The organism is Paraburkholderia sp. FT54 (genome assembly GCF_031585635.1).
Classification (GTDB): Bacteria; Pseudomonadota; Gammaproteobacteria; order Burkholderiales; family Burkholderiaceae; genus Paraburkholderia.
Genome location: NZ_CP134196.1, coordinates 2,448,053 through 2,473,792 on the forward strand (window position 1 = coordinate 2,448,053; position 25,740 = coordinate 2,473,792).

Here is a 25,740-nt window from a genome sequence, read left to right on the forward strand (position 1 = left end):
GGCTGGATCGGTCCGTCCTTGACATTGCAATCAGCAGTCCCCTTCTGAATCCACTGGGCATCAGGGTCCGTGCAAAGCTCCTGGATGCCATCCGGTTCGCGGAGACCAACCCCGCAATAGGGACGGCTCCCCGCTTCTTGTCCAGCTAGCAGGTCAAGGACACGACCTTTACCGCTCAAACGATTAACGACCTACTTCTTTCCTGAAAAAACATATGCGTGAAGCCGTTATTGTTTCCACCGCCCGAACTCCGCTTGCAAAGTCTCACCGTGGAGAGTTCAACCGGACACATGGGCCGACCCTCGCTGCATGGGCCGTTCGAGCAGCTGTAGACCGCTCCGGCGTAGACCCGTCCCTGATCGAAGACGCGATTCTCGGCTGCGGATATCCAGAGGGCATCACCGGGCGCAACATAGCGCGCCAGACTGTCGTGCGGGCAGGCCTCCCTCTATCCATTGCAGGGACAACCATAAACCGCTTTTGCGCCTCGGGACTTCAGGCAATCGCCTCGGCGGCCGCACGTATTGTCGTCGATGGCGCACAGGCCGTGATTGCCGGGGGCGTAGAAAGCATAACCGCAATCCAGACTCGCGAAGACGCCGACAAACACCTCGATCCGTGGATTGCGGAGCATAAGCCTGACCTGTACATGGCCATGATCGATACGGGTGACATCGTCGCAAAGCGCTACGGCATCAGCCGCGAAGCGCAAGACCAATTCTCCCTCGCAAGCCAGCAGAAGACTATGCGGGCGCAGGCTGAAGGCAGATACAAGGAAGAGATAATCGCTGTCACCACCACGATGGCGGTCAAGGATAGACATACGGGCGTCGTCACGCTGAAAGAAGTCACGATCGACAAAGACACATGCAATCGGCCCGACACCACGTTCGAAGGCCTTTCGCGGCTTGAGCCAGTAAAAGGCCCAGATCGATTCGTGACAGCCGGGAACTCGTCTCAATTGTCCGACGGTGCGTCGGCGTGTGTACTGATCAACGCTAAGGATGCCGAACGGGCAAACATTGATCCCCTCGGTGCGTTCAGGGGAATGGTTGTCGCTGGCTGCGAGCCTGATGAAATGGGGATTGGACCGACGCTGGCCGTACCCAAGTTGCTTGCTCGACACAATCTCAAGGTAGATGACATAGGACTTTGGGAATTGAATGAGGCATTTGCATCGCAGGCGATTTATTGCCAGGAGAAACTCGGCATCCCGTCTGAACGCCTCAATGTGGATGGAGGCGCAATTGCCCTAGGCCATCCGTTCGGAATGACAGGAGCACGCCTTGCCGGCCATGTTCTCATTGAAGGACGTAGACGCGGTGTGAAATATGCCGTAGTCACAATGTGTATTGCTGGCGGCATGGGTGCGGCGGCCCTCTTTGAGATCTTTTAAGGAGGCAGAGCAGATGGACCTCGAATTTAGCGCAGAGGAAAACCGTTTCCGCTCTGACGTGCAAGCTTTCTTGCAAGGCAGTTTGCCTGCGCGTATTTCAAACAAGGTACGCAACGGAATTCGACTGACTAGTGCAGACCTCCACGATTGGCACTGCATCCTGAACGCCAAAGGCTGGCTGGCCGCTCACTGGCCCATCGAATATGGAGGCACCGGCTGGACGCCCACCGAGAAATACATCTTCGAGACCGAATGCGCGCTTGCTGGTGCGCCTCGCATCGTCCCATTTGGGGTGAACATGCTCGCACCGGTTGTTATCAAGTACGGAACAGAACAGCAAAAACGACAATGGCTGCCCAGAATATTCGACGGATCCGACTGGTGGTGTCAAGGCTATTCCGAGCCGGGGTCCGGTTCCGATCTGGCGTCGGTCCGCACAAGCGCAGTACGTCAAATCGACTCCCAGGGCGAACACTACATCGTCAACGGGCAAAAGACATGGACCACTCTTGCGCACTATGCCAACAAGATTTTTTGCCTCGTTCGAACTTCCTCGGAAGGCCGCAAGCAGGAGGGAATCAGTTTTCTTCTGATCGATATGGAGTCGGAAGGTGTAGACGTGCGCCCCATTATCACGCTTGATGGTGAACACGAAGTTAATGAGGTGTTCTTCAGTGACGTAAGAGTTCCCGCCGAAAACCTCATTGGAGAAGAAGACAAAGGCTGGACATACGCCAAGTATCTGCTTACCTACGAACGAACCAATATCGCGGGTGTCGGCCTGTCCGTCGCCCTGCTCGATCGGCTCAAACGGATTGCCAAAAGCCAGACTCTGCGAGGACGTCCTCTCATCGAAGATCCGTATTTCGCTGCTCGTGTCGCGCGCGTCGAGATCGAACTTGAAAACATGAAGACCACCAATCTTCGCGTTATTGCCTCAGCGACGTCCGGCGGCGCCCCGGGTGCGGAGAGTTCAATGCTAAAAATCAAAAGCACCGAAATACGACAGGAGATCTCTTCGCTGATGCGCAGGGCTTTGGGTCCGTACGCGCTCCCCTATATTGAGGAGGCATTGCACGGCGACGACGTTTTGGGTGTCGGTCCTGCCGGCGCATCCTCCGTCACCCCGCTATACCTGAACAATCGCAAACTCTCGATCTATGGCGGCTCGAATGAGATTCAGAAGAACATTATTTCCAAATCCATTCTTGGGCTCTGAGGAAGATCAGGATGAAATTTGAGCATACCGAAGATCGCCGGATGCTGGCCGACAGCCTGAATCGACTCTTGTCGACCCGCCGGCCACCCGGTACACACGCGCCAAACGATCACGGACTCGATGAACATAATCGTCGGCTATGGGACAGTCTGAACAGCCTCGGCGTGGTTTCAGCTCTATTTGACGAGCAGTCTGGAGGCTATGGCGGTCACGGCTTCGACATTGCCGTTGTCTTTGAGTGTCTTGGCCGAGGGCTGGTATCTGGCCCGTTGCCTGGCACGCTGCTATTCGGCAAGGCTATCGAGTTCGCAGCTTCAGAGACACAGAAAGCTAAATACCTGCCCAGTCTGATCGAGGGCACGACGGTCGCTGCTGCTGCGCTCGATGAAGCGGGTGCCCACTATGACCTGGCGACTGTACGCACAACGGCGACCGCGGTACCGGGAGGTTGGATACTGAACGGCCACAAGGCAGTTGTACCGTATGGAGATATCGCCAATGTCTTGCTCGTTCCGGCGCGTACTTCTGGATCGGATCAGGACACCGACGGCATTTCGCTATTCATTGTCCCGGCCGACGCGGCAAACCTGCACAAAATCTCGTACTCGAATATTGATGCCAGTCGGGCTTCCGAGATTCGCTTCTCCAATGTTGTTCTTGGCCCGGACTCACTCATCGGCCAAGCTGGCGAAGGCCTTCGGATACTTGAACATGCTGTCGGCTACGGCGTCCTCGCATTGTGCGCAGAAGCCGTGGGAGCAATGGAGTTCGTGAAGGAGCAAACGCTCGACTATTTGCGCACGCGCAAGCAGTTTGGCGCACCGATCGGCAGTTTTCAGGCTCTACAGCACAGAATGGCCGACGTCCTCCTCGAGATTGAACAGGCTCGTTCCGCAGTAATCAATGCCGCGGCAGCAGTCCAGGACGAAGGTCCACGACGTGAACGGGCGCTCTCAGCCGCGAAGCTAACCGTTGGGCGCACGGGGACGTTTGTCGCTGAAGAGGCAATCCAGTTGCACGGCGGCATCGGCATGACCTGGGAACTCGCCATGTCCCACTACGCAAAGCGCCTTGTGATGATCGATCATCAACTCGGCGACGAGGACCATCATCTCCGCAGGTACATCGCGCTTGAGGCACGTGTATGAGTTCGACGCGAGTTATCAATCAAATTGCCGCGGCGCGCAACCAATATAACAAGTCCGTCGCTGGTACAAGACGGTTGATTAGCAGATGTTAGGCCGACATACGCCAAAAGGCGATTCCCAGAGGCAGAAAGGAGACATCCATGCAACAGATCCTAATAGACGCAATACGGAAAAGTGGAGACTATCGGGCGCTTGTGAGAGCCAAGCGCCGCTTTAGCTTCACCTTTGCTGGACTGATGACACTGACTTATTACGGATTCATCGTTCTCGTGGCCGCTGCGCCTCGCTTTTTAGCACGGCCGATCTACCACGGCGCTTCCACCAGCATCGGCATCGTTGCCGGTGTAATCGTCATTGTGACTGCTGTCAGTCTGACCGGATGGTACGCGCTTGTCGTGACTCGCGTCCTCGACCCCAGTATGAAACGCGTCTTGCAGAAATCCAGCGGAGCGCACGCAGAATGAAACCGACATTACACATTCCGCTTGCTGCTCTTTGTGTTCCAGCTTGCGTTCAGGCCGCCGAGGGCACCGGTTCCGCTGTCCACGGAGCGACGCTGAACCCTATCGCCATTTCGATGTTCTTCCTGTTCGTCTGTGTGACTCTCGCAATTACACGCTGGGCCGCCCGTCGAAATACATCGACGCGCGCTTTCTACACAGGCGCTGGCAACATTACAGGCTTACAGAACGGACTCGCTATGGCGGGCGACTTCATGTCCGCTGCGTCCTTCCTGGGTCTTTCCGGCATGGTTTTCGCGTTTGGCCTTGATGGACTCATATACGCCATCAGCTTTCTTGCAGGATGGCCATTCCTCATGTTTCTGCTCGCCGAACCACTGAGAAACCTGGGCAAGTTCACCTTTGTGGACGTGGTTGCACACCGGTTGCAACAGGTGCCAATACGGTTGCTGACCTCGTGTACTTCGCTTGTAGTCGTCGTCTTTTTTCTGATCGTGCAGATGGTTGGCGCGGGCAAGCTAATCGAGTTGCTTTTTCATCTGCCTTACTGGATTGCCGAAGTGATCGTCGGCATATTGATGGTCACGTACGTTTCATTTGGAGGGATGACCGCAACTACATGGGTGCAGATAATCAAGGCTGGGCTCCTTCTTTTTGGCGTAACGTTCATGGCGGTAGCCTCCCTTGCTCAATTTGGTTTCAGTCCAGAGGCGATGTTCACCGCGGCGATTCACGCCCATCCGCACTCGGGAGCAATCATGGGACCAGGGCACCTCATGCACGAGCCACTAAACGCACTATCGCTCGGCATAGCCGGCATGCTCGGTCCAGCGGGATTTCCTCATATCCTGATGCGTTTCTTCACCGTTCGTGACGCGGCCGAAGCGAGAAAATCGGTATTCTTCGCAACGGGCTTTATTGGTTATTTTTACCTGCTCACCTTTGTCATCGGCTTTTCTGCGATCGCCCTTCTCTCCCAACATCCAGAATTTTTCAAAATTGGTTCGACCGGTCAGTTTCTGCTCACCCGGGACCTGATCGGCGGAACAAACATGGTCGCCGTTAACCTGGCCAAGGCAGTCGGAGGAAGTGTCTTTTACGGCTTCATCGCCGCTGTGACTTTTGCGACCATACTCGCCGTGGTAGCGGGTCTGACATTGGCCGGTGCGGCAACCGTCTCGCACGATCTATATTCTTCGTGCATCGCTCGCGGGAAGCAGTCCGATCGCCGCGAGATGCAGATATCGCGCATATCAACTGTCGCACTAACGATGATCGCAGTAGGCTTGGGCATTCCTTTTGAGCACGTGAATGTCGCCTTCATTGTCAGCATGGGGGCAGCGATTGCCGCCAGCGCCAACTGCCCCGTTCTTCTTTGCTCAATATTCTGGCGAGGCACAACCACGCTAGGCGCTGTGCTTGGCGGCCTGCTCGGCCTTGTCTCAGCCGTAGTTTTGACAATACTGTCCAAACCGGTATGGGTTGACGTCATGCAACATGCCAGCGCGCCCATCAGTCTCGACAATCCTTCGCTTCTTTCCGTGCCGCTCGCCTTCGCAGGCATATTTATCTTCTCGAAGCTTGACCGTACTGCTCGCGCAAAAAAGGAGATTGCCGCCTTCGACGCGCAGGAGTTCATCTCGCAGACAGGCATATCACCAATGGAAGCCACCAGCCACTGATATACGGCAAGACGCTGTGCAGGCATCCGAACTTTAAACGCGATGGCGTTCCCGAGGAGATACCTCTCGACGCCTCGAATTTTAAGAGGCAAGAAAATGACCCCGGAAATCAAATATGAGCTATCAGGTTGCGGTGTACTGGCCGTCACGATTGCGCGGCCGGATAAGAAAAACGCGCTCACTAACGAGATGTATGGCGCTCTTGCGGATGCCATCGCGAGAGCCAATGACGATGACGAGATCCGGGTGTTGTTGATTCAGGCTGATGGAGACACGTTCTCGGCCGGCAACGACGTTTCGGAATTCGCAGCGCAGTCGACGGGCGACGGTCCGAAAGAACCTAACGTGGTTCGCTTCCTGCAAGGCCTGGCGAATGCGAGGAAGCCGCTCGTTGCCGCGGTCCAGGGCAAGGCTGTCGGAGTGGGAACGACCATGTTGCTCCATTGTGACTACGTGCTTCTCTCTGAAGAGGCGCAATTGATCACCCCCTTCGTGAATCTGGCTCTCGTTCCCGAAGCCGCCTCAAGTTACCTGCTTCCCTTGCGAATTGGGCATGCCAGGGCATTCGAAATGTTCGCCCTCGGGGAAGCCGTTCCCGCGAGTGCTGCCGTTGCATGGGGTATTGCAAACAAGGTGGTTCCCAACGCGGAACTCCGTGCGGAGGCGCACCTTGTCGCCGAAAAGATTGCCGCCAAGCCCATCGGATCGCTGACCGCGATGAAGCGACTAATGCGAGACGCGGAGAAGTTGATAGCGCAGATGGATTGCGAACGCTCCATCTTCGTGGAGCGACTTGCAAGCGCCGAAGCGAAAGAAGCCTTCGCGGCGTTTGCGCAAAAGCGCCAGGCGGATTTCACGAGAATCGTTCGACAAAAAATGTAGAGTTCATCAATTGATGTCGCGGTTTAACGACCCATCCTCGTCGTTTTCAGCCGCGAAATCGATCGCTCGAAAGACTCAAAGCCGGCAAACATGCGGATCTGCTTCGAACCCTTCTTAGCATAGAGGCGGCTCCGGCGCTTTCCCAGTTAGGCTTTCGGCTTCATTGGCGGGAGGGCCGGGGACTCGGCTGCCATTTCGTCGGTGCGATAGAGCGTGAGAAATGAACGGACCTCTTCCGTGTTCGAGCAGGCGAGCAAGTCCTGATAGGCGTCGGGCCTGATTATCACAAGGCTGCATGTTGTTCGTCGGGCCGCTATGCCGTTCAAATTGGCTCTCGAAGTCGACGAATTTGTCAGGATCGTCACGCGCGGCTCTCATCGTGGCGCGGGAACACTTTCCCACAACGACGCCGGATAGATTTAAGGAAGCTAACCACTGCATCAGAGATCGGGGTTCCAAAAATGAGGGTGGATTCCGTGGCTACTGGCCGAGCATGGTGAGCGCCTCGCGCAACGGCGCAAGCGAGACAGCGATAGTCCCGCCGAGCGGCGTGTTCATCTCCAGGATGAGAAATATTGCGATGGAAGTGGACACCGCGCCCAGAAAAAACGTCGTGGTGACAGTCGTGTTGGGGGATGTGAACAGGCCAAACGAGCCGAAGATGATGCACAGCCACAACACTAGCGTTATCAGTAGCGGCATGGGGGTTGAGCCTGCTGCTTGCAGCAGCGCAAGCTCTCGCATCGCCAACCCTTCACCGGCGATCTTGATGGCGTCCGCCTGTAGCCGGCGTTGCGCTTCGCTGTGCGGCGAGAGTTCCGCCACTCTGCGTTGAATGTTCTCCCCCCGTCCAAGGTCCTCGGGACTACGCATACTTGCCAACTGATCCGGGTCGCCTGAAGTGGCCTTCTGGATTCCCCCGGCGATGAACTGCTTCAGCAAGGTACGGATCTCTTGCGTCTCGGGCCCATATTGGGCCAGTGTGCGATCGAGCAGAATGATATCGGTAGCGTCGCGTACAACCGCGGCGTTCGCGGCATCGAACGAACTTTTCGCCGACGAGATCAGCAGTCCAAGCACTATCGCTGCCATCGTGGCTATCAATCCGATCGTCAGTTTGATGACACCGACCGATTCATCGCTGAGATGGCGCTCTGGCAACAGAGAGTGCAGATGCAATCCGAGCAGGGCGCTACCAAACACGCATGCAAACACAATGACGACAATGCTTAGATGGTGCACTGTTCGATTCTCCGTTTCTGTATGTAAGCGTGGTTGCCTTCTCTGTGTGCGTTGCCGCTGCTTTCGCGCTCTGATGCCGATCCGGTGCGATCGCTGTGCCTGCCGAGTGCAGCCGCTCGCGGTCCGGAACACGTCCCGGCGCGACAACGGTTACGCTAGAGCGGATTCCCGGAAGCCATCGCCGCGTCGGTGGATGAGATTCAATTTTCCGAGCGCCCCGCGGCAATCAGGGATCGTATCTCGGACTGACAACGCGATGACGCGGTTGGTCGGTGGTGAACACGCGATTGCCATCGGCCGACGTAACCGCAAACATTAGCTTCACGAACGGTCGCAGAACCGTCATTGACCTGGCTGCGAATGGCCCCTCAAGCACGCTAGCACAGATGAACGCTGACTTTGGATGTGTGTGGCCGGGCGAGTAGCCGCCCGGACCGTACTCGACGAGCACACTCTTGATGCACTTTCCAGGAACGTTCGGTTGCTCGTGCTGGTAGACGAGCGCCACTTTCGCGTTTTTTTCTTCGACGTCTCTGCAAAGCTGCCAAACGGTAAGGCGCTAACGAGTAACGCACAGATAAAGTGTTTCATGTAAGACATGCTTTCAAACGTTTCCGCGGGAATTACGACTTGCCCTGCGAGCGCCGAAACCACTCGTCAAATCCGATGCGACCGAGGCGCGCTTCGCCGAGTGGCACGAGCGAATGCTCTCCGACGAGGCCACCAAAATAACGAGCCTGCGCGTCACGCACGACTTCTCGCTTGTCGCCCGTTGCTTTTAGATAGCGGGCAACGATCTCGTCAAACGGTGCGCGTTCCGGACCTGCGATTTCAACGATGCCGTTGCGCGGGGCGGCGAGCGCCACATCGGCGACAAAGGCGGCGACGTCGTCAGACGCAATGGGCTGGAACGGGCCCGGTGAAAGCCTCACAGTGTTGCCTTCCGTGCCGGAATCGGCGATACCGCCGAGGAATTCGTAGAACTGCGTCGAACGGATGATCGTGAAGGGAATGCCGGAAGCCTCGATCAGCTTTTCTTGCGCAACTTTCGCGCGGAAATAACCGTTCTCGGGCGTCCGGTCGGCTCCGACAATCGACAGCGCGACATGATGTTGGACACCCGCCTCAGCCTCGGCTGGGTGGAGATTCCGGCCGGAGCTTTCGAAGAATTTCAGCACTGCGTTATCTTCGAACGACGGCGAATTGGCGAGGTCGATCACTACCTGCGCGTCGGTGAGGACTTCCTTGAGTCCCTCGCCAGTGAGCGTGTTGACGCCGTTCTTCGGCGAGGCTGCGATGACGTCATGGCCAGCCTGACGCAGAATGGGGACGGTCTTCGAGCCGATGAGGCCGGTGCCGCCGATGATAACTATTCGCATGATTCACCCTCCTTCGTCGATTGTTGGAGAAAGCTAAAGAGATCCGGAAGAAGCGCCATCGCGGTGCCGGCTACATATCGCCCTGCTCCAGTCGTTGGCGCCAGGCACCGTCGAAGCCGATTGCGGATTTTTACGGACCGCGGCAAGAACCGCGGGTGGCGTTCGAGATGCTGGAAGCATCTCAGGAATCGTCAACGGGCCGGTAAGCCCGTGGTGCGCGCAAAGGACAGCGCACCATAGAAACATAGACGCTCTTCAGGAAAATGGAACGTCAACTTGAAAGGTTCGCGTACTGAGTTTGTATTCATGCGCGTGCGCCAGTCGCCATACCATTCCACGTTTCATCATTTCATGATGAACTGCTTAACCGACGGGCCAAACGATGGAAGGCATGGCGTGTCCGGAAGATGCCTCGCGCACCCGCGTTCGACTTCAGCTCTGAATGAACGCCAGCAGGTCCGCGTTGAACTTGTCCTTGTGTGTGTCCGTCAAGCCGTGAGGGGCGCCGGGATAAACCATCAGCTTTGAATTCCTGATTAGCTTCGCCGATGCGCGACCTGCAGCGTCGATGGGCACGATCTGATCGTCGTCGCCGTGAATGATCAGCACGGGGACGTCGATTTTTTTCAGGTCCTCGGTGAAATCGGTTTCGGAGAACGCCTTGATCGAGTCATAAGTGTTCTTCTGGCCGCCTTCCATTCCTTGCATCCACCACGAATCGATCAATCCCTGCGAAGGTTTGGCGCCCGGCCGGTTGAAGCCATAGAACGGACCTGACGCAACATCTCTATAAAACTGAGAACGGTTGGCCAGTTGAGCGGCACGGAGTTCGTCGAATACGTCGATCGGCAGCCCTCCCGGGTTCGCGGCGGTTTTCAGCATCAGCGGCGGCACGGCCGAAACCAGCACGACCTTCGACACGCGACGCGTGCCATGACGGCCGACGTAGCGGGCCACTTCCCCTCCGCCGGTGGAAAACCCCACGAGGATGGCGTCGGTCAAGTTGAGGGTATCGAACACCGTCGCCAGGTCGTCGGCATAGGTATCCATTTCGTTGCCGCCCCATGGTTGGCCGGAGCGCCCGTGTCCCCGGCGGTCGTGAGCGACGGCACGAAAACCGTGCGAGGCCACGAGCATCATCTGCGATTCCCAGCTATCGGAACTCAGTGGCCAGCCATGACAGAACACCACAGGTCGGCCAGTGCCCCAATCTTTGTAGTAAAGCTGTGTGCCGTCCTTCGCTGCGATGTAGTTCCCCGGCTGCTGCTGGCCGCGAGGATTCGAGGCGCCTGACCGCGCTGCCTCGGCCGTGCTGGAGAGCAGCGAAACTCCCAATCCTCCGGCGACAGCGGCGCCGCCAATCAATAGGTTGCGACGCGCCGGTCTGCTCGCGAACTTGTCCCTTGTGGACATGATGCTGCTCCTTATGTGAATACTTAGTTGAAGAACGGACTGCAATCTCTCATCGCACTGATCTCCAGCGGCCAGCATCTCGTCATGTGTCCGAGTTCGACGACCTTGCGCGAATCGTGAGTCGCCGAGAGGAAACGCTGGACGTTTAGAAGAATTCGAGCACGGCGGCATCTTCGAACGATGATGAATTGGCCAGATCGACTACGACATTCGCACCCGTCAACGCCTCGTTCAGGGTTTGTCGGTGCTTCGCCGGACTAGCCGCGATTCGCGCGCCCTCCGTACAGGAAGCATCGTAGGCGCGCACTGCATCATGCGGTAGGGCTGCTGAGGGACGCATCGTGTTGCGTGAGGAGCACCAATCGACGCACCGTCGTTCGGGCGCCGTCACTCGAGCGTCGGTAACGCCGTCATCGTCGTCAGACACTGCAGGTCGAGCGCTCTCGTGTGCTCGGTCATATAGTCGATGAACACGCGGACCCGGGCAGGAAGTTGTTTGCGGCTGAGATAGCAGATGTAGTGGCCGCTGTCTTCCGGTGCGTGCTGCGCGAGACAACTGACCAGCTGCCCGTCGCCCAGCAGATCGCAAACCTGATGCGCAGGCAACTGCGCGATGCCCAGCCCGTCGAGCACTGCCTGCACGATCAGATCCGCGTCGTTGAATGTGTGCTGCGCGACGGGCTGGCGCCGCTGCGGCAGACCGTCGACCTTGAACTCCCACTCACTGATGCGCCCGGACGCGGTCAGGAAATTGATGCAGCGATGATCCGCCAGTTCATCGACATGCCGCGGCAATCCGTGTCTTCGCGCATAACCGGGCGACGCGCAGACGAGCATCTGCATCGGAATCAGCTGGCGCGCCACGATCCCGCTGTCTTCCATGCGCCCGTCGCGAAACGCAACGTCGACGCGATCGGCGATGAAGTCGGCGGGCCGGTCGTTCAGCAGCAATTCGAGGGCGATCTCGGGATAGCGCGAATGAAAGCCCCGCAGCAGCGGCGCGACGATCTTGCGGCCGAAGCCCGGTGTCGAGACGATGCGCAGATGGCCGCGCGGCGGCCCGTTGCGCAGTTCCCGCATGTCTTCCAGCGCCTGGGCGATGCGCGCTATGCCAGGCTGACAGTTCTCGTAGAAGAGTTCCCCCTCGCGCGTCAACGACGTGCTGCGGGTCGTGCGCAGGAACAGGCGCGCGTCGAGCTGGGCCTCGAGTTTCTGCACATTGCGGCTAACGGAGGAACGCGCGATCCCGAGACGATCGCCCGCACGGGCAAAGCTGCCTTCGTTGGCAACGGCGAGAAAGGAAACGACGCCGGCGTAGCTGGTCGCACAGCTGCTTGCGAACGGGTCGGTGCCGCCGGAGAGGCGGTCTGATAAGTAGTTTGACATGGAAGCGCGATCCGTGAAGTCCGTAGCGACTAGACGTATCAGCGCTGCCATCTGTGACAGGGTTCGCCGTTTTTCTGGCGGATCGGGCATGCGGACGCTGTTATGCGGTTACTTTTCCGGAACAAGAACGGGCGCACCCTTGTCCTTCAGCAGCAGCACGATGAACCTGGCAGGCTGCGTCTGACTTGCGTTACGTCCGACCGTGTGAACATCGTTCGGACCTTCATAGAAGGTCTGTCCGGGCGTCAGCGTGACTTCCTTGCCGCCCTTGACCTGCATCACGACCGATCCTTCAAGTACGTAGATAAAACCGTGCGCGTGATGCCGATGAATGGGATCCGCCGCACCCGGCGGATACTCGACGCTGATCATCAGGGCTTCCTTTCCCGGATAGTCGGCGAGAGACTGCGTCATCAAGGGCGTGACGATCGCGTCGGGCGGGGCGGCGCGAGCCACGCCGAACGACGCGCCTACGATAAAAAGCGCGGCCAGAGCGGAGCTTTTCAAACGAAGCATGATGATGTGCTCCTGAGTGACGCGACCCGCCCGCGCGGGCCCAGATTGAAGAGAAAACGAAATAGCCCGCTCAGGCGAGGTTCGCCTTGTCCAGACCGAATGCCTTGTCGAACGAACCCGGCACCATCTTGAACGCGACGTTCGCGCGGTTCCATCCGTTGATGGCCATCACGTCGAACGTCAGGTCCGAGAGTTCCTTTTCGGAGAACTGGGTACGCACGCGCTCGTAGATCTCGTCGGGGACGCCGTGTTCGGGAAGGTTGGTCAGCACTTCCGTCCAGGCAAGCGCGGCGCGTTCTCGTGGTGCGAAGAGCGTCGACTCGCGCCACGCCGGGAGGTGATGGATGCGCAACTCACGCTCGCCGTGAATATGCGCTTCCTTCACGTGCATGTCCAGACAGAATCCACAACCATTGAGTTGCGACGCCCGGATTGAGACCAGGTCACGGATTGATTCTTCGATGGTGCCGTCTTTCAGCAAATTGTTGAGTTCAATGAACTTCTTGACCAGTGCCGGCGATTGCTGAAAATAGTTGAGACGCTGTGTCATGATTTCTCCTGTCGACAATGACTGAGCACCCTGCGTTGCAGGTGCAGTTGGCGGCGATGAGCCGCACGAAGTCATCGTAGATGGAGGCAGCGTGTCACGGTAGCCATGCGGACGGGCTCACAGTGTTGCCCGCGAAGCATCAATCGGTGAGTTGAGTTGCGCGAGCGCCGCCGAGGCTGATCCGAGTTTGCCTTCGATAAAGCGCAGCAGCGCCCATTGGCCGTGCCAGAAAACGCGGCAAGATATCGTTCAACCTGTAACGCAAAAACAGCCTGTTTCGAACCACGCCAGATACTGCGATCGTGGCATGTGAGCGGCCATTCGCTAACGTCGGATCAATTGAGCCCCAAGGCCGTACGTACTTCGGCTCTCGCCTCGACAAAGGCTTTCTGAAACTCGGGATTTGCCATCAGCGCTTCGGCGACGAGCGTGCCGTCGATTCGGCCGGCTTCCACATCGCTCGGATAATGGACGCCATCCACTACTCGGTTATCGCCGTATTCGCGGCCGCGTGCAAAAATTGCGTCGCGCTTTTCAGGGACCATCTGCGCAAGCAGGATTGCTGTCATATAACCAAAGGTGGCGTGACCGCTTGGGTACGAATCGTAACCGTCTTTCGGATTGAGCGGCACCGACGGATGCACGTCCGGATTCGCAATGTAAGGTCGTGCCCGCGAGAAAAATTCCTTCCCGCTCTTCGCCACTATCGACGCATCGTGGTTCGCGGCATCAAAGAGCGCCGTGGTCTTCGGCAGATTGGCTTCGTTGAACGCAGGGCCAAGCACATCTGCAAAGCGAAACACCGTCTTCTTAACATCGGCTCTCGCACGCTCCACCTTCTCAGGCGTGCGGGTGCGCTGCACCTCCAGAACAGTTGTCATATCCGCCTGTCCACGCGCGGATTCCACGGAGGGAGGCGGCGCGAGGAGCTTGCTTAGGTCAACCTGGTGCGCGTCGAGATACGTGGCGGTATGCGCCTGCGCAGGCTGGGCTGCCGCGCCCATTGTGCCCGCTGAAATCAATACGCAAACAATCAGCGACAAGGAAGAAAAACCTTTCATAATGCCCGCGAAGAGAGGATGGCTTGCAGCGAAGCCCGGACGTAGCGCCCGCAATGGCCACCAGGCTAACAGATTTCGAATACGCGTCAAGCGCGGATGAAGGTGCTGATCGTAGTGCGAGCATATGAATGCGCGGTGTCCGCAACATTACGAATCTAAGCTCTCGCGCGGCATTTCTTACGATTCTCGCGGCTCGTTGTTGACCTGCAATGAGAACCTTAAGTTCGTAAGTTAGCTATCACTGGGCATTAATGCACCGTCGCTAACATCGCGCCTTGTTTGACTCAACGCCCCATGGCGACATTCAATCCAAGGATCCACGCACCATGCATCGGGAAAGTTCAATGCTTCGCAAGAAGCCGCTGACGCAGTTCGTTCTCGCCACACTCTGCGTCGCCGGAACGCAGGTCTCTTACGCTCAAGCCACCGGGGCTCAGAACTCAGGTGACCTGGGATCCGTGCAAAGCACCGCCGTCTCGTCGTCGGATAGCGCGACAGCCGCAAACAGGAAAGTCGAATCCGCACCGGCTCAAGCCCCTTCGCAAGGTTCGCTCACGGCGACTGAACCACAGTCGACGATCAGCCGCCGTTACATCGAAAACAGCACCGCGCCGACTTCGAACTACAGCGACATTGCCAATATCGCGCCGAGTGTTCAGAGCGTCAATCCGAACGGCCCCGGTCTGATGGAGTCGGCGGGCGTCACCATCCGGGGTTTCCAGGACGGTCAGTATAACGTAACGTTCGACGGAATTCCGTTCGGCGATACGAACGACTTCTCGCACCACTCGACATCGTTCTTCACGTCGCAATTCCTCAACGGCATCACCGTCGATCGCGGGCCCGGCGACGCATCGCAAATTGGCTTCGCGACGTTCGGCGGCACGCTCGGCATGCAATCGAAGGATCCGACGATGACTCCGTCGGCTTCGCTGATCGGCTCGTATGGCAGCTATGACACGTGGCTCGCCGGCGCCGAATTCAACACGGGCGACATACAGCAGCTGGGCGACGCGCGCGCGATGTTCGGCTACACCCAAAGCAGCAGCGATGGCTATCTGACCGGTGCGGCCCAGCGTCGTCAGAACGTCTACTTCAAGCTCGATAAGCCGCTAGGCGACAATACCGTGCTCACGTTGTTCGGCACGTATACGAAGATCCACCAGAACGTGTCGTACGGCGCGACCGCGGACCAGATCGCGCAGTTCGGTCCCAACTACGGCCTCTCCAGCGACCCGATGAGCCAGGCGTTCTCGGGTTACAACTTCGACCTGATCAATACGGATTTCGAGTACATCGGCCTGAAGACGAAGGTCGCACAGTGGGTGATCGACAACAAGCTCTACACATACGGCTATTATCACAACGGCTTCAACGGTATGGATCCGAACGGCGAAACGCCGAACGGCACGATCTATGGCGCGAATAACGTACCTGGCCAGGAGATGAACAACAACTACCGCGCGTGGGGTGATGTACTGCGCGCGCAAAGGGATATCGGGCCAGGCACGCTGGAACTCGGAACCTGGCTCACGTATCAGACGAACTTCCGCAACAACTTCAACGTCGACGACAGCCTCAATTTCGCGTTCACGTCGCCGAATTTCACGATGAACGACAACTTCTTTACGTGGCAGCCGTATATGCAATACACGCTGAAGTTGCCGTACGGCCTCTCGATTACGCCCGGCGTGAAATACGTGTCGTTTACGCGTCATCTGTACTCGGACATGAACCAGGGCTCAGGTACGCCGGTGGACTTCAGCCACACCTGGACCAAGGTGCTGCCTTCGCTGCAGATTCACGAACAGATCAATCCGTTCTGGAGTGCCTACGCCCAGTATGCGCAGGGCTTTCTCGCGCCCAATCTGAACGGGCTTTACGTCAACAATCCGGCTATCTCCGGCCAACCATCGCCGGAGCAAACGGACAACTACCAGATCGGCACCACGTTTAAGAACGATCGCCTGACGGCCTCAGCGGATCTCTACTACATCAACTTCAAGAATGCGGTCACGAGCCAAACGCTCGGCGGTGTCACCTACTTCCAGAACGCAGGTGGGGCGATCTACAAGGGCGTCGAACTGGAAGGGACGTACTACGCGGGGCTCGGCTTCAGTCTGTACGGCAACTTCACGATCAATGCGGCCAAGCAGAAGGGCACCAATGACTGGATGCCGAACGCGCCGCGCGAAACGGCCGCATTCGGTCTGATATATGAACGCGGACCGGTGACCGGTTCGCTGATCACCAAGTTCATTGGCCGGCAATACGGTCTCACCGGCAACCAGATCCCGATTGGCGGCTATGCCGTGACGAATCTCGCCGCCGGCTATACGTTCAAGAGCCCCGCGCCGTGGTTCCGCGACGTACGCCTTGGCTTCCAGATCGACAATCTCTTCAACCGGACCAGCATCGATTGGCTCGCCGGCCAAACCGTTGCTGACAGCACGCCGCTCTACTACACAGTCCCGGGCCGCGCGTTCATCGGCACGATGCAGTTGGACTTCTGATCTCTACCTGGAAACTTTTATCATGAACATTGCCCACTTCACCGACCTTGCCAACGATTCGGGCGGCGTGCTCTACGTCATCGCTGTGATGCTGTTCGTTGCGTTGACGATCATCGTCGAACGCTTCTGGTATATGCACCGCGTGGCGGGCAGCGGTCAGGTTGCGCTGGAACAACTCGACCACCTGACCACATTGAACGCGACGACGCTCGCGTCATGCGCCGAGCAGTTCGACGGTCTGCCCACCAGCAGGTTGTTTGAGACGGCGGCGAGGTTGGTCGGCAAGGCATCCCGCGAGGAACTCGGCGCATGTCTCGATGAAGTGATCATGCGCGAAGCACCGCGCATCGACCGCTTTCTATGGGTACTTGACACGATCGTGACGCTCGCCCCCTTGCTGGGATTGTTTGGCACGATCTTGGGCATGTTCAACGCGTTTCAGGTGCTGTCGAATCCCGGCAATGCTCCGACCCAGGTGACGGGCGGCGTCGCCGAGGCGCTGATCGCGACGGCGTCGGGTCTGTTCGTGGCGATGATCGGCCTTGTGTTCTTCAATGGCTTGCACAACCGCGTGCGCTCGATCGTGCATCAACTGGAGACGGTGAAAACCGCACTTGTCAACCGGCTTGCGCGCACGTCCCAGGAAGGCTCGAAAGCCGTGCGTGAGGCGCCGCGCGCGGCGGCCGGCCAGCTCGCGTCGCAGGGAGTGTGACGATGAAGTACTTCGAAGCGCGCAAGGCTCGCATCGAGATCATTCCGATGATCGACATCATGTTTTTTCTGCTGGTGTTCTTCATCATGATTACGCTGCACATGATCCCGAATGCCGGTCTGCGCACGCAATTGCCATCGAGCGCCACCACGCAGTCGCTACCGCCGCCGAAAGTGACGGTCACGCTGTCGACCGACGGCTCGCTGTCGGTCGACGGCCAGGCGCTCAGCACCTCGCAGTTGACGGCGATGCTCGCTGCGCGCGCCGACGCGGCCCATACGTCGGTGACAATTGCGGGCTCGAAGCAGGCGCAGATCCAGAAGCTCGTCGCGGTGATGGACGCGTGCCGGGCCGCTGGCGTCACGCAGATCGCGCTGGCTGCGCAACCGGTGGCGAACTGACATGGCAACTGTTCCCGCTTCCACGATGCACCAGGAACGAACGCGCCTTTATCCGGCTGCAGCAATCGCGCTAGTTACGGAAGCGCTCCTGATGGGCGGTGCGTTTTTGCTTTTGACGCACAAGTTGCCGGCGCCTGTGGATCCGCCATCGACGCTGTTGACGCTCGCGGCGCCCCCAGCACCGCCGACGAAGCCCGCGCCAAAGCCGGCGGTGCAAACGCCGCCGCGGCCCGTGGTGCCGCCTCCGGTTCGGCCACCTGTGCCGGTGCATCACGTGGTAACACATACGCCGCCGAGGCCAACGGTTCCGAATGAACCTCAGCCGGCGCCTGCGCCAGCTCCGGCGGTGCCTTTGGCCTCGCCGACCGAGCCTGCGCCCGAACCGCCGCGCCCTACGCCGCCCGCTCCGCCCGCAACTGCGTCGCCGAGTTTCGAGGGCGCATTGCGTGCCGCAATTCAGGCGGCACTGCATTATCCGGAGTCGGCACGCATGGCTGGCATGGCCGGCCGCACGCGGGTGGCCTTCCAGTATCGCGACGGTGAGGTGTCGGATGTGAGGGTGGTGGTCTCCAGCGGAATTGGATTACTGGATCGCGCCGCTGTCGCGGCGGTGCGTGACGCAGCTTACCCAAAGCCGGAGCCGGCCTTTGTGGGCAAAACGCTTTCTGAGCAGTTGTGGGTCACGTTCAATCTCGACGACCAAGGTTGATCGCCAACGCGTTCGTCTAACGATCGCATCAACAGTATCGACTGCATCAACCGGAGTATTCCAACTTGAAACAAAACAATATTCTGCGAACCTTACTCGTCAGCGGACTCCTTTGCGCAGGGTTGTGTGGCGCGGCGCATGCGGTAACCTTCAAGGCCGACGCGCAGTTCGAAGTGACGAAGCACTATAGGCTGGACGGCGCGCAACGATGGGACTACGTGGCGTACGATACGGTGCGTCATCATCTGTTCGTGAGCCGCGGCGACCATGTTCAGGTGCTCGATACGCATACGGGCAAACTGTTCGGCGAAATCGAAAACACCGACGGCGTGCACGGTTTCGCGTTCGTGCAGGACCGCAAGCTCGGCTTCGTGACGAACGGCCGGGCGAATACGATTACCGTCGTCAACCTCGATACGCTGAAGGTTGTCGACACCATTCCCGCCGCCGGCGCGGATCCGGATGGCATTTTGTATGTGCCTTCCCTGCACCGTGTTTTTGTCAGTAACGGGCATGCCGAGAGCGTGAGTGCGATTGATGTTGCAACACGCAAGGTGGTCGCCACCGCCCAGGTTGGCGGCAAGCCGGAAGCGCTCGCGGCCGACCGCCAGGGCAACATTTTCGTCAACGTGGAAGACAGAAGCGAGATTGTGGAACTCGACGGCAAGTCTACAACCGTGCAGGCGCGTTGGCCGCTCGCACCATGCGAGAAGCCAAGCGGGCTCGCCATCGACGCCGCAAACGAGCGCCTCTTCACGGTATGCGCCAACCATCACATGATGGTGATGGATGCTACGTCGGGCCGTCGGGTAGCGGACTTGCCGATTGGCGGTCATCCGGATGCCGCAGCGTTCGATTCAGCTTTGAAACTGGCGTTCAGTTCGAATGGCGAGAGCGGTACGATGACGGTGGTGCACGAAGACGACTCAGATCACTACAGCGTCGTGCAAAACTTGCAGACGCTGGAAGGCGCGAAAACTATGGCGCTCGATCCGCAGGAGCACCGCGTGTATCTGGTGTCGTCGAAGTTCGGTCCTCCTGAAGCGGCGACCGCACAAAATCCGCACCCGCGTCCGACGGTTATTCCTGGCACGTTCGAAGTGCTCGCCGCGCAACGTCGCGCCCGGTCGGGCATGGAGGACTGACGCCCGAAACAACTGGCGCCGGATAGGACCGCCCTGTCATCGGAAAAGCCTCTGGCAGCGCAACATACAACCGTAGCTCGAACGTCCCGACAGGCGGTGCGGATCAGGGCGCTGGGTTCAGCACGTAACCCGCGCCCATGACGGTATGAATCAACGCCACCGGAAAAGTCCGATCGACTTTCGCGCGTAGCCGATGCATGTGCATATCGATGATATTGCCACGGGGTTCGAAATCATAGTTCCACGCGGCTTCGAGCAACATGCTGCGCGTCACGACCTGTCCCACGCGGCGCGCGAGACATTCGAGCAACAGGAATTCGCGGTGCTGCAGGCGCAGATCGCGCCCCCCTCGGCTCGCGGTCCGCGCCCGCGTGTCGAGCATCAGATCCGCGCATTCGAGCCGCTCGCTCATCCTGCTGCGATCCGCTCGCCGCGCGAGCGCCTCGATTCTCGCCAGCACTTCGGCAAAGGCATACGGTTTCACCAGGTAGTCGTCACAACCCGCGCGAATCGCGCCGACGCGATCGTTCAGGCCGCCAACAGCCGACAGCATAAGCACCGGCGTCGACTGACCTTCGGCGCGCAACTGCTGCACCAGCACGATGCCGTCGAGCGCGGGTAGTAGCCGATCAGTCACAATCACGTCGTAAATGCCTTCGCGCGCATACGCGAGCCCGGTCGCACCATCCGCCACCGCGTCGACGATCAAACCGCTCTCGCTCAACCCGCGCGCCAGGAACTGTCTGGCGCGCGCGTCGTCCTCGATCAGAAGAATTCGCATGCTTTATTCGAGATTACATTAAAATTTTTCATGTTGGGGCGAAATGCCTGTGCGGCTTCGCGGAGCATACTGCGGACAATGTGGGTACGATCTAGTGTAAACGGCCGGGCAACCGGTGCGCGATCTTTGCTCACTTCTGGAAAAATGCATGTCGAACGTATTGGTCGTCGAAGACGACGAGCAGACTCTCGCGGAGATCATTGAAGCGCTGACCGATCACGGTTGCAAGGTAGCGTCGGCGAGCACCGGCCGCGACGGCTTGATGCTCGCGGTCGCCAACAGCTATGACGCCATTGTGCTCGATCGAATGCTGCCGGGTGGACTCGAAGGGCTCGGCATGCTGGCGGCGTTGCGCAGCGCCGGCGTGCTCACGCCGGTGCTGATTCTGAGCGCCCTGTCCGCGGTCGACGAACGGGTGCGTGGCTTACGAGCAGGCGGTGACGATTATCTGACCAAGCCGTTCGAATTCGTCGAACTCACCGCGCGGCTCGACGCCTTGATGCGCCGGCGCGAAGCGGCGCCTGGCGCGCAGGGATACCAGGTCGGTCCGTTGTGGCTCGACCCGCTCAAACGTGAGGTGACCTGCGCCGGCCGGCCGGTGCCGCTCCTGCCACGCGAATACCGGCTACTCGAATATCTGATGCAGCACGAGGGCCAGGTAGTGAGTCGCACCATGTTGTTCGAGGCGGTATGGGACTACCGGCTCGACGAGCGGACCAACGTGATCGATGTGCATATCAGCCGCCTCAGAAAGAAGCTGGACCCGGACGGGACCACATCAATGATCGATACCGTGCGCGGTTCGGGATACATGCTGCATGCGCCTGACTGAACTGCATCGCACCACCGGCTTTCGCCTCGCCACGCTGTTTCTGGCGCTGTTCGGCGTGATCGCCATACTGTTATTTGGTTACCTGTACCGCGAGATCACGGGTTTCGAGCAGGAGCGCATCGACGACTGGCTAGTTCGCGAACACGTGCGACTGACGCGCGCAGCCCCGCAGGAACTGGTTGCCCGCTTTGAACATCAGAACCAGCTCGATCCCAGCCATCAGCGCCCGTTTGGGCTCTTCGACGCGGACGGCAAACATCTTGCGGGCGGTTATGCGGGCAATCAACCGGCGATCCCCTTCTTCGACAAGCCGTTCTCCATGCGCCTCACAGATCTGCCGCGCCAGCCGCCTGGCCGATGTATCGCGGCACGTGTGCCAGGCAGCCGCATTGCGCTGCAGTGCCAGAACACGCGGGAACTCGATCACTTCGACGAAGAGTTGGTGCACGCCTTGCTCTCCACTGCAATGATCACGTTTGTGGTCGGTCTCGTCGGCGCGAGCCTGATTGGCATCTCGGCGATGCGAAGGCTCGATGCGGTGACAGCCTCGATCGAGGAAATCGTCGCTGGCAATCTCAGCAGGCGCCTACCTTTGCATTCGAAACGCGACGATGTCGATCGCCTCGTCGGCGTCGTCAACGGCATGCTCGACGAAATCGAGCGGCTGATGAACGAGGTAAAAGGCGTGTGCGATGCGATTGCACACGATCTGCGCACGCCGCTTACACGCATGCTCGGCGGACTCGAACGTGCTGAGCGGCGCGCCAGAACCGAGGAGGAATACCGGGCAGTAATCGACGAAACCATCGTCGAAACAAATGGATTGCTACGCACCTTCAATGCGCTACTGTGTATTTCGGAAATCGAAAGCGGTGTGCGTCGTGCGGGTTTCACCACTGTCGATCTGGCTGAGGTCGTGGACGACGTGTTCGAGTTCTACGAGCCCACTGCCGAAGAAAAACAGATCGCGTTTGAACTGCGGCGGCCCATGTCCGAGCCGCTCGAGATTCAGGGCGACCCCAATCTGCTGTTCGAGGCGCTGGCGAATCTCGTGGAAAACGCCATCAAGTTCGCACCGCACGGCGGCCATGTGCGGCTCACCGTGTTCCGCGACAGAACTGGCGCTGGCGTGATAGTTTCCGATGACGGCCCCGGCATTGCGCCCGCCGAACAACACGCTGTGATGCGAAGGTTCTATCGGGGCGAGGCGAGCCGTCATACGCCGGGCAGCGGGCTTGGACTGAGTCTCGCACTCGCGGTAGCGGGGATGCATGGCATGACAATTCGTTTCAAAGACGCAACGCCCGGATGTGAAGTCCTGCTGTACAAACCGAACGAGTAACGTCGCCTGCTCGCCAGTCCCGCATGAGCAGGCGTCTGATGCTGAGCGGGAACCGGTTTTCGAAAGCGACACTCCCACGAATCACCGCGAACCTTTTACCTCGCTTGTGCTCAGGACCGACGCCGCGCGAACTCTAGCAACGCGTCGGCGAGACTCTCTACGGCATCTTCCGTCACCGCGTTGTACAGCGACGCTCTCAACCCACCGATCGAACGATGTCCTTCGAGACCGACCATGCCTCGTTCACCCGCTACGGCGATGAACGCATCGTCGAGCCGGGCATCACCGAACGTGAATGCTGCGTTCATCTGCGACCGCCAGCGAGGCGCCGCGTGAATGGAGACCGCATCTTGCATTGCGTCGAGAGCACCATAGAGACACTGCGCCTTTCGTACGTTGATCGCTTGCATCGTTTCAAGCCCACCCACTTCAGTGCGAAGCCAGCGTGACACCAGGTTCAGCACATAGATCGCAAACACAGGCGGCGTATTGAAGTTCGAGCCGTGAGAAATATGCGTGCGAAAATCCAGAATAGCCGGCAACCCGTCCGGAATCCGCTCAAGCAGATCGCGCCGAATTACCGCTACTGTCACGCCGGCCGGACCCAGGTTCTTCTGGGCATGCGCGTACATCATCGCGTACTGATCTGAACGAAACGGTCTTGACAAAAAATCCGAGGACATGTCTGCAATGAGCGGGACACTCGTTGCATTCTCCACGAGCGGAAATTGCAAGCCCTCAACCGTCTCATTTGAAACGTAGTGCAAATATGCGGCCGACGGATTGATATCCAGATCATGAAGTTCAGGAAGTTGTCGATAGCCCGTGTTGCGGCCGTCCCATGCGATTTTTCTGGTCGCTACCTTCGCGGCCTCGGCGGTCGCCCGGCCACTCCAATAGCCAGACGTCACATATTCGGGCGGCGCATAGGCAGGCGTCGCAAAGTTCATCGGAATCGTGGCGAATAGCAGACTGCTGCCGCCTTGCAGGAACGTGACAGCGTAATCGTCCGAGATTCCGAGCAGCTCCCGCAGGTTCGTTTCCGCTTCGACCAGGATCGAACGGAACCAGTCCGAACGGTGACTCATACCGAGCACAGAAATGCCCGTCTCCGGCAAAGCGACGATAGCTGTACGAGTCTGCTCCAGAACGATTTCAGGCAGCGCGCCAGGACCACCTGAGAAATTCAGGACATTGGAATTCATTCTGATCGACATTCGTGTGTGTTGGTCGCGGTAGCCGACAGCGTTCCCGCATCGACCAGCATTTCATGAAATGCACTGAACACGCGGCGCATTTGTGGAAGTTTGTACGGAAAGGAGGTCGCGTCATCCATATCGTGCACGATCATACCTGTCGCAATTTCAAAAATAAGCAGCCTTCCATCCTCTGTTTCGGCGCAGTCGAATCCGACGTAATCCAGACCTGTCAGCTCGGCTACAGCGCGCAAAGCTCCACGATGGCGCACCGCAAAGGTCGTGTCAAAATTGCTCATTAGACGTTCCTCTTCATCCCGACGCTCGGGATGCGCGATCATCTCCGCATATGGGTAGTGAACCATCCAGTGCGCCGAAATACCCATATGACACAAAAAGGGCGTCATACCGACCATCACGATCCGGTATTTTCGGAACAGACCGTCTGCACTGCTGTAATCGATGAAGGGTGCGATGTAAAACTCGGCATCAGCCGTTCGATCCGCGTAATCGGCAAGTTCCGCAGGACACGAAACGCGCTCCAACCCATTGCCGGCATGCGATTCGACCGGGCGGATAATGAGCGGATAGTTCAAGTCCAGCATGAAGAGGTTGTCGGAACGACCCGCGAGCAGATCCAGAATTTGAGCGCGCGAAACACGTGTCGTTGGCGCCATACAAATGCCCGGGACACGTCCCAGCAACGCGTAGGCAGCATCGCGCGTCGTATGCGCGATGCCTTCGGGCTCGTTGAGCACGCGCTTGCTTGTCTGACGCAACAACGCGGCGATCCGGGTGAGAGCTGCCGCGTTTTTATCCAGCGCGCACGCCGCCACCAGGACGACGTCGTGCTCCGGCAAACCGTATTCCTGCGTGGCGTGTCCATCGACATAAAGCACGTCGATCTGCAGGTCGGCGTGATCAAGCAGGCACTCGAACGGCGTATTTGCCATCAGGTCGCCAGGCGCTTTCAGCACGAGCAACTTCAGCGATGGATTCTCGTTACTGGCATTCCTGATACGGTACAGTCGGCGCATCTGTAGTGCCTGCTGCTGAACGGCAAGCGCAGCCTGTTTTTCGTACTTCATCTCCAACACAAGCGAGAGATCGAGTAGTGCTTCCGGATCGTCATGGTCCTGTGCGTACTCAAGCAGACTCACGCCGATTGGCGTCAGATCGTTGCCGGCGGTTGTCGCCCTTAATAGCACGCTCAGGCCCAGTGATTGATAGACCTGACGGGCTGAATCAGTCATGGCCGTCCCATTCGCTCGCATTTGAATCCGATACAACCTGAAGCGCAGAAGCCCGCACGCCAACATATCCCACTTCTTCCTCGAACCAACCCTGGAGAATGGTCTGCCCGGACTTCGCTCCGCGATTCGCCGACCTCTCACGCACCGGCGAGTTGTCGACAACCAGCGACAGACCTACAGGGATTGCGCGGTCCTTCGGTACGCCCATGTTTATTCCTCTCTGTGTGAAAATGGCAGCGTGCTGCGTCCAGCGACCGCTACCTCGAGTGCGCAGTCGGATTGCGTTACGCGTCGTCATAACGTCCATACGGGCAAGATGGTAGACGCGGGGATCTTGCAGTCTTTTCGCGCGAAGATGAAAAAGAGTTAATGCAACAGCTCATACAGCGCCGCGCGATGCCGAATTCCGCATGCGCTGCCTGCTTGACGACTTGATGACTTTGTATGAAACAGACATCGAACTCGCTGGCCGCTACGTCGCTCATACTGTCAAAGAGACGTTCAGGTCGAAACGCATTCGG

24 protein-coding genes and 1 pseudogene are annotated in these 25,740 nt (G+C 58.5%); 13 read left to right on the plus strand and 12 right to left on the minus strand.

From position 1 onward, the window contains the following. Positions 1 to 214 precede the first annotated feature (214 nt). From RI103_RS30590 to RI103_RS30615, 6 genes are all read left to right on the plus strand, one after another. Positions 215 to 1,396 carry an acetyl-CoA C-acyltransferase gene (locus RI103_RS30590; protein ID WP_310816400.1) on the plus strand — a complete coding sequence of 394 codons (1,182 nt, stop codon included), beginning with the start codon at positions 215 to 217 and terminating at the stop codon, positions 1,394 to 1,396. Between the two features lie 13 nt (positions 1,397 to 1,409). Beyond that, a complete protein-coding gene (locus RI103_RS30595; RefSeq protein WP_310816401.1) occupies positions 1,410 to 2,615 on the plus strand; it encodes an acyl-CoA dehydrogenase family protein in 1,206 nt (401 codons plus the stop codon). Positions 2,616 to 2,626: 11 nt separating this feature from the next. Next, complete coding sequence (locus RI103_RS30600; RefSeq protein WP_310816403.1) at positions 2,627 to 3,763, plus strand: acyl-CoA dehydrogenase family protein; 1,137 nt, start codon at positions 2,627 to 2,629, stop codon at positions 3,761 to 3,763. A gap of 140 nt (positions 3,764 to 3,903) precedes the next feature. Beyond that, the gene (locus RI103_RS30605; protein ID WP_310816404.1) at positions 3,904 to 4,227 is read left to right on the plus strand and encodes a DUF485 domain-containing protein; all 324 of its coding nucleotides are present in this window, start codon (positions 3,904 to 3,906) and stop codon (positions 4,225 to 4,227) included. Next, positions 4,224 to 5,906 (plus strand): cation/acetate symporter ActP, encoded by a 1,683-nt coding sequence (gene actP, locus RI103_RS30610; RefSeq protein WP_310816405.1) that lies wholly within the window; start codon positions 4,224 to 4,226, stop codon positions 5,904 to 5,906. Before RI103_RS30605 ends, actP begins: the two co-directional genes overlap by 4 nt. Positions 5,907 to 6,002: 96 nt before the next feature. Further along, complete coding sequence (locus tag RI103_RS30615; RefSeq protein WP_310816407.1) at positions 6,003 to 6,788, plus strand: enoyl-CoA hydratase-related protein; 786 nt, start codon at positions 6,003 to 6,005, stop codon at positions 6,786 to 6,788. A 480-nt stretch (positions 6,789 to 7,268) separates the two neighbouring features. Here the strand turns inward: RI103_RS30615 and RI103_RS30620 are convergent, their stop codons facing one another. The 8 genes and pseudogenes from RI103_RS30620 to RI103_RS30655 form a co-directional block, all read right to left on the minus strand. Continuing rightward, positions 7,269 to 8,030: a hypothetical protein gene (locus RI103_RS30620; RefSeq protein ID WP_310816408.1), complete on the minus strand. Its 762-nt coding sequence runs from the start codon at positions 8,028 to 8,030 to the stop codon at positions 7,269 to 7,271. Between the two features lie 623 nt (positions 8,031 to 8,653). Then, positions 8,654 to 9,409 (minus strand): SDR family oxidoreductase, encoded by a 756-nt coding sequence (locus RI103_RS30625; RefSeq protein WP_310816409.1) that lies wholly within the window; start codon positions 9,407 to 9,409, stop codon positions 8,654 to 8,656. A 432-nt stretch (positions 9,410 to 9,841) separates the two neighbouring features. Beyond that, positions 9,842 to 10,822 (minus strand): alpha/beta hydrolase, encoded by a 981-nt coding sequence (locus RI103_RS30630; RefSeq protein WP_310818615.1) that lies wholly within the window; start codon positions 10,820 to 10,822, stop codon positions 9,842 to 9,844. A gap of 148 nt (positions 10,823 to 10,970) precedes the next feature. After that, a pseudogene (locus tag RI103_RS39730) lies at positions 10,971 to 11,090 on the minus strand (NmrA family transcriptional regulator); the annotation flags it as partial. A gap of 119 nt (positions 11,091 to 11,209) precedes the next feature. Continuing rightward, positions 11,210 to 12,208, minus strand: coding sequence for a LysR family transcriptional regulator (locus tag RI103_RS30640; protein ID WP_310816410.1), 999 nt, complete (start codon positions 12,206 to 12,208; stop codon positions 11,210 to 11,212). A gap of 108 nt (positions 12,209 to 12,316) precedes the next feature. Next, positions 12,317 to 12,724 (minus strand): cupin domain-containing protein, encoded by a 408-nt coding sequence (locus RI103_RS30645; protein ID WP_310816411.1) that lies wholly within the window; start codon positions 12,722 to 12,724, stop codon positions 12,317 to 12,319. A 70-nt stretch (positions 12,725 to 12,794) separates the two neighbouring features. Next, the gene (locus RI103_RS30650) at positions 12,795 to 13,274 is read right to left on the minus strand and encodes a carboxymuconolactone decarboxylase family protein (RefSeq protein WP_310816412.1); all 480 of its coding nucleotides are present in this window, start codon (positions 13,272 to 13,274) and stop codon (positions 12,795 to 12,797) included. A 335-nt stretch (positions 13,275 to 13,609) separates the two neighbouring features. Continuing rightward, positions 13,610 to 14,317, minus strand: a complete 708-nt coding sequence (locus RI103_RS30655) for a phosphatase PAP2 family protein (protein WP_310816413.1) — start codon at positions 14,315 to 14,317, stop codon at positions 13,610 to 13,612. A 362-nt stretch (positions 14,318 to 14,679) separates the two neighbouring features. Between RI103_RS30655 and RI103_RS30660 the strand changes: the two genes are divergently transcribed. The 5 genes from RI103_RS30660 to RI103_RS30680 all read left to right on the plus strand — a co-directional run bounded on the left by RI103_RS30660 (position 14,680) and on the right by RI103_RS30680 (position 19,815). After that, a complete protein-coding gene (locus RI103_RS30660) occupies positions 14,680 to 16,848 on the plus strand; it encodes a TonB-dependent receptor (RefSeq protein WP_310816414.1) in 2,169 nt (722 codons plus the stop codon). A 22-nt stretch (positions 16,849 to 16,870) separates the two neighbouring features. Beyond that, positions 16,871 to 17,560, plus strand: a complete 690-nt coding sequence (locus tag RI103_RS30665; protein WP_310816415.1) for a MotA/TolQ/ExbB proton channel family protein — start codon at positions 16,871 to 16,873, stop codon at positions 17,558 to 17,560. A 2-nt stretch (positions 17,561 to 17,562) separates the two neighbouring features. After that, on the plus strand, positions 17,563 to 17,961 hold the full coding sequence (locus tag RI103_RS30670; RefSeq protein WP_310816416.1) for a biopolymer transporter ExbD: 399 nt from the start codon (positions 17,563 to 17,565) through the stop codon (positions 17,959 to 17,961). A gap of 442 nt (positions 17,962 to 18,403) precedes the next feature. Continuing rightward, on the plus strand, positions 18,404 to 18,670 hold the full coding sequence (locus tag RI103_RS30675) for a TonB family protein (protein ID WP_310816417.1): 267 nt from the start codon (positions 18,404 to 18,406) through the stop codon (positions 18,668 to 18,670). Positions 18,671 to 18,735: 65 nt separating this feature from the next. Then, entirely contained in the window at positions 18,736 to 19,815 is a 1,080-nt protein-coding gene (locus RI103_RS30680) for a hypothetical protein (protein WP_310816419.1), read from the plus strand. A 103-nt stretch (positions 19,816 to 19,918) separates the two neighbouring features. Here the strand turns inward: RI103_RS30680 and RI103_RS30685 are convergent, their stop codons facing one another. Continuing rightward, positions 19,919 to 20,596 carry a response regulator transcription factor gene (locus RI103_RS30685; RefSeq protein ID WP_310816420.1) on the minus strand — a complete coding sequence of 226 codons (678 nt, stop codon included), beginning with the start codon at positions 20,594 to 20,596 and terminating at the stop codon, positions 19,919 to 19,921. Positions 20,597 to 20,744: 148 nt separating this feature from the next. Between RI103_RS30685 and RI103_RS30690 the strand changes: the two genes are divergently transcribed. Together RI103_RS30690 and RI103_RS30695 are read left to right on the plus strand one after the other, a co-directional pair. Continuing rightward, complete coding sequence (locus tag RI103_RS30690; protein WP_310816421.1) at positions 20,745 to 21,428, plus strand: response regulator transcription factor; 684 nt, start codon at positions 20,745 to 20,747, stop codon at positions 21,426 to 21,428. Continuing rightward, positions 21,415 to 22,770 (plus strand): ATP-binding protein, encoded by a 1,356-nt coding sequence (locus RI103_RS30695; protein ID WP_310816422.1) that lies wholly within the window; start codon positions 21,415 to 21,417, stop codon positions 22,768 to 22,770. Before RI103_RS30690 ends, RI103_RS30695 begins: the two co-directional genes overlap by 14 nt. A 110-nt stretch (positions 22,771 to 22,880) precedes the next feature. On the opposite strand, the gene serC is transcribed toward RI103_RS30695, so the two are convergent. Genes serC through RI103_RS30710 form a run of 3 tightly spaced genes read right to left on the minus strand, consistent with a single transcriptional unit; the run spans position 22,881 to position 25,427 of the window. Continuing rightward, positions 22,881 to 23,975: a 3-phosphoserine/phosphohydroxythreonine transaminase gene (gene serC / locus RI103_RS30700; RefSeq protein ID WP_310816423.1), complete on the minus strand. Its 1,095-nt coding sequence runs from the start codon at positions 23,973 to 23,975 to the stop codon at positions 22,881 to 22,883. Beyond that, a complete protein-coding gene (locus RI103_RS30705; protein WP_310816425.1) occupies positions 23,972 to 25,219 on the minus strand; it encodes a RimK family alpha-L-glutamate ligase in 1,248 nt (415 codons plus the stop codon). Before RI103_RS30705 ends, serC begins: the two co-directional genes overlap by 4 nt. Continuing rightward, complete coding sequence (locus RI103_RS30710) at positions 25,212 to 25,427, minus strand: hypothetical protein (protein ID WP_310816427.1); 216 nt, start codon at positions 25,425 to 25,427, stop codon at positions 25,212 to 25,214. The genes RI103_RS30705 and RI103_RS30710 overlap by 8 nt, the downstream gene beginning before the upstream one ends. Positions 25,428 to 25,740: the final 313 nt, after the last annotated feature.

Excerpts from the sequence above, each read along its gene's own strand:
- RI103_RS30615 (WP_310816407.1), top strand. The coding sequence starts at position 6,003 with ATGACCCCGGAAATCAAATATGAGCTATCAGGTTGCGGTGTACTGGCC.
- RI103_RS30660 (WP_310816414.1), top strand. The coding sequence starts at position 14,680 with ATGCTTCGCAAGAAGCCGCTGACGCAGTTCGTTCTCGCCACACTCTGC.
- RI103_RS30600 (WP_310816403.1), top strand. The coding sequence starts at position 2,627 with ATGAAATTTGAGCATACCGAAGATCGCCGGATGCTGGCCGACAGCCTG.
- RI103_RS30595 (WP_310816401.1), top strand. The coding sequence starts at position 1,410 with ATGGACCTCGAATTTAGCGCAGAGGAAAACCGTTTCCGCTCTGACGTG.
- RI103_RS30625 (WP_310816409.1), bottom strand. The coding sequence starts at position 9,409 with ATGCGAATAGTTATCATCGGCGGCACCGGCCTCATCGGCTCGAAGACC.
- RI103_RS30670 (WP_310816416.1), top strand. The coding sequence starts at position 17,563 with ATGAAGTACTTCGAAGCGCGCAAGGCTCGCATCGAGATCATTCCGATG.
- RI103_RS30705 (WP_310816425.1), bottom strand. The coding sequence starts at position 25,219 with ATGACTGATTCAGCCCGTCAGGTCTATCAATCACTGGGCCTGAGCGTG.
- RI103_RS30605 (WP_310816404.1), top strand. The coding sequence starts at position 3,904 with ATGCAACAGATCCTAATAGACGCAATACGGAAAAGTGGAGACTATCGG.
- RI103_RS30710 (WP_310816427.1), bottom strand. The coding sequence starts at position 25,427 with ATGGGCGTACCGAAGGACCGCGCAATCCCTGTAGGTCTGTCGCTGGTT.
- RI103_RS30685 (WP_310816420.1), bottom strand. The coding sequence starts at position 20,596 with ATGCGAATTCTTCTGATCGAGGACGACGCGCGCGCCAGACAGTTCCTG.
- serC (WP_310816423.1), bottom strand. The coding sequence starts at position 23,975 with ATGAATTCCAATGTCCTGAATTTCTCAGGTGGTCCTGGCGCGCTGCCT.
- RI103_RS30690 (WP_310816421.1), top strand. The coding sequence starts at position 20,745 with ATGTCGAACGTATTGGTCGTCGAAGACGACGAGCAGACTCTCGCGGAG.
- RI103_RS30695 (WP_310816422.1), top strand. The coding sequence starts at position 21,415 with ATGCGCCTGACTGAACTGCATCGCACCACCGGCTTTCGCCTCGCCACG.
- RI103_RS30665 (WP_310816415.1), top strand. The coding sequence starts at position 16,871 with ATGAACATTGCCCACTTCACCGACCTTGCCAACGATTCGGGCGGCGTG.
- RI103_RS30630 (WP_310818615.1), bottom strand. The coding sequence starts at position 10,822 with ATGTCCACAAGGGACAAGTTCGCGAGCAGACCGGCGCGTCGCAACCTA.
- RI103_RS30645 (WP_310816411.1), bottom strand. The coding sequence starts at position 12,724 with ATGCTTCGTTTGAAAAGCTCCGCTCTGGCCGCGCTTTTTATCGTAGGC.
- RI103_RS30640 (WP_310816410.1), bottom strand. The coding sequence starts at position 12,208 with ATGTCAAACTACTTATCAGACCGCCTCTCCGGCGGCACCGACCCGTTC.
- RI103_RS30650 (WP_310816412.1), bottom strand. The coding sequence starts at position 13,274 with ATGACACAGCGTCTCAACTATTTTCAGCAATCGCCGGCACTGGTCAAG.
- actP (WP_310816405.1), top strand. The coding sequence starts at position 4,224 with ATGAAACCGACATTACACATTCCGCTTGCTGCTCTTTGTGTTCCAGCT.
- RI103_RS30590 (WP_310816400.1), top strand. The coding sequence starts at position 215 with ATGCGTGAAGCCGTTATTGTTTCCACCGCCCGAACTCCGCTTGCAAAG.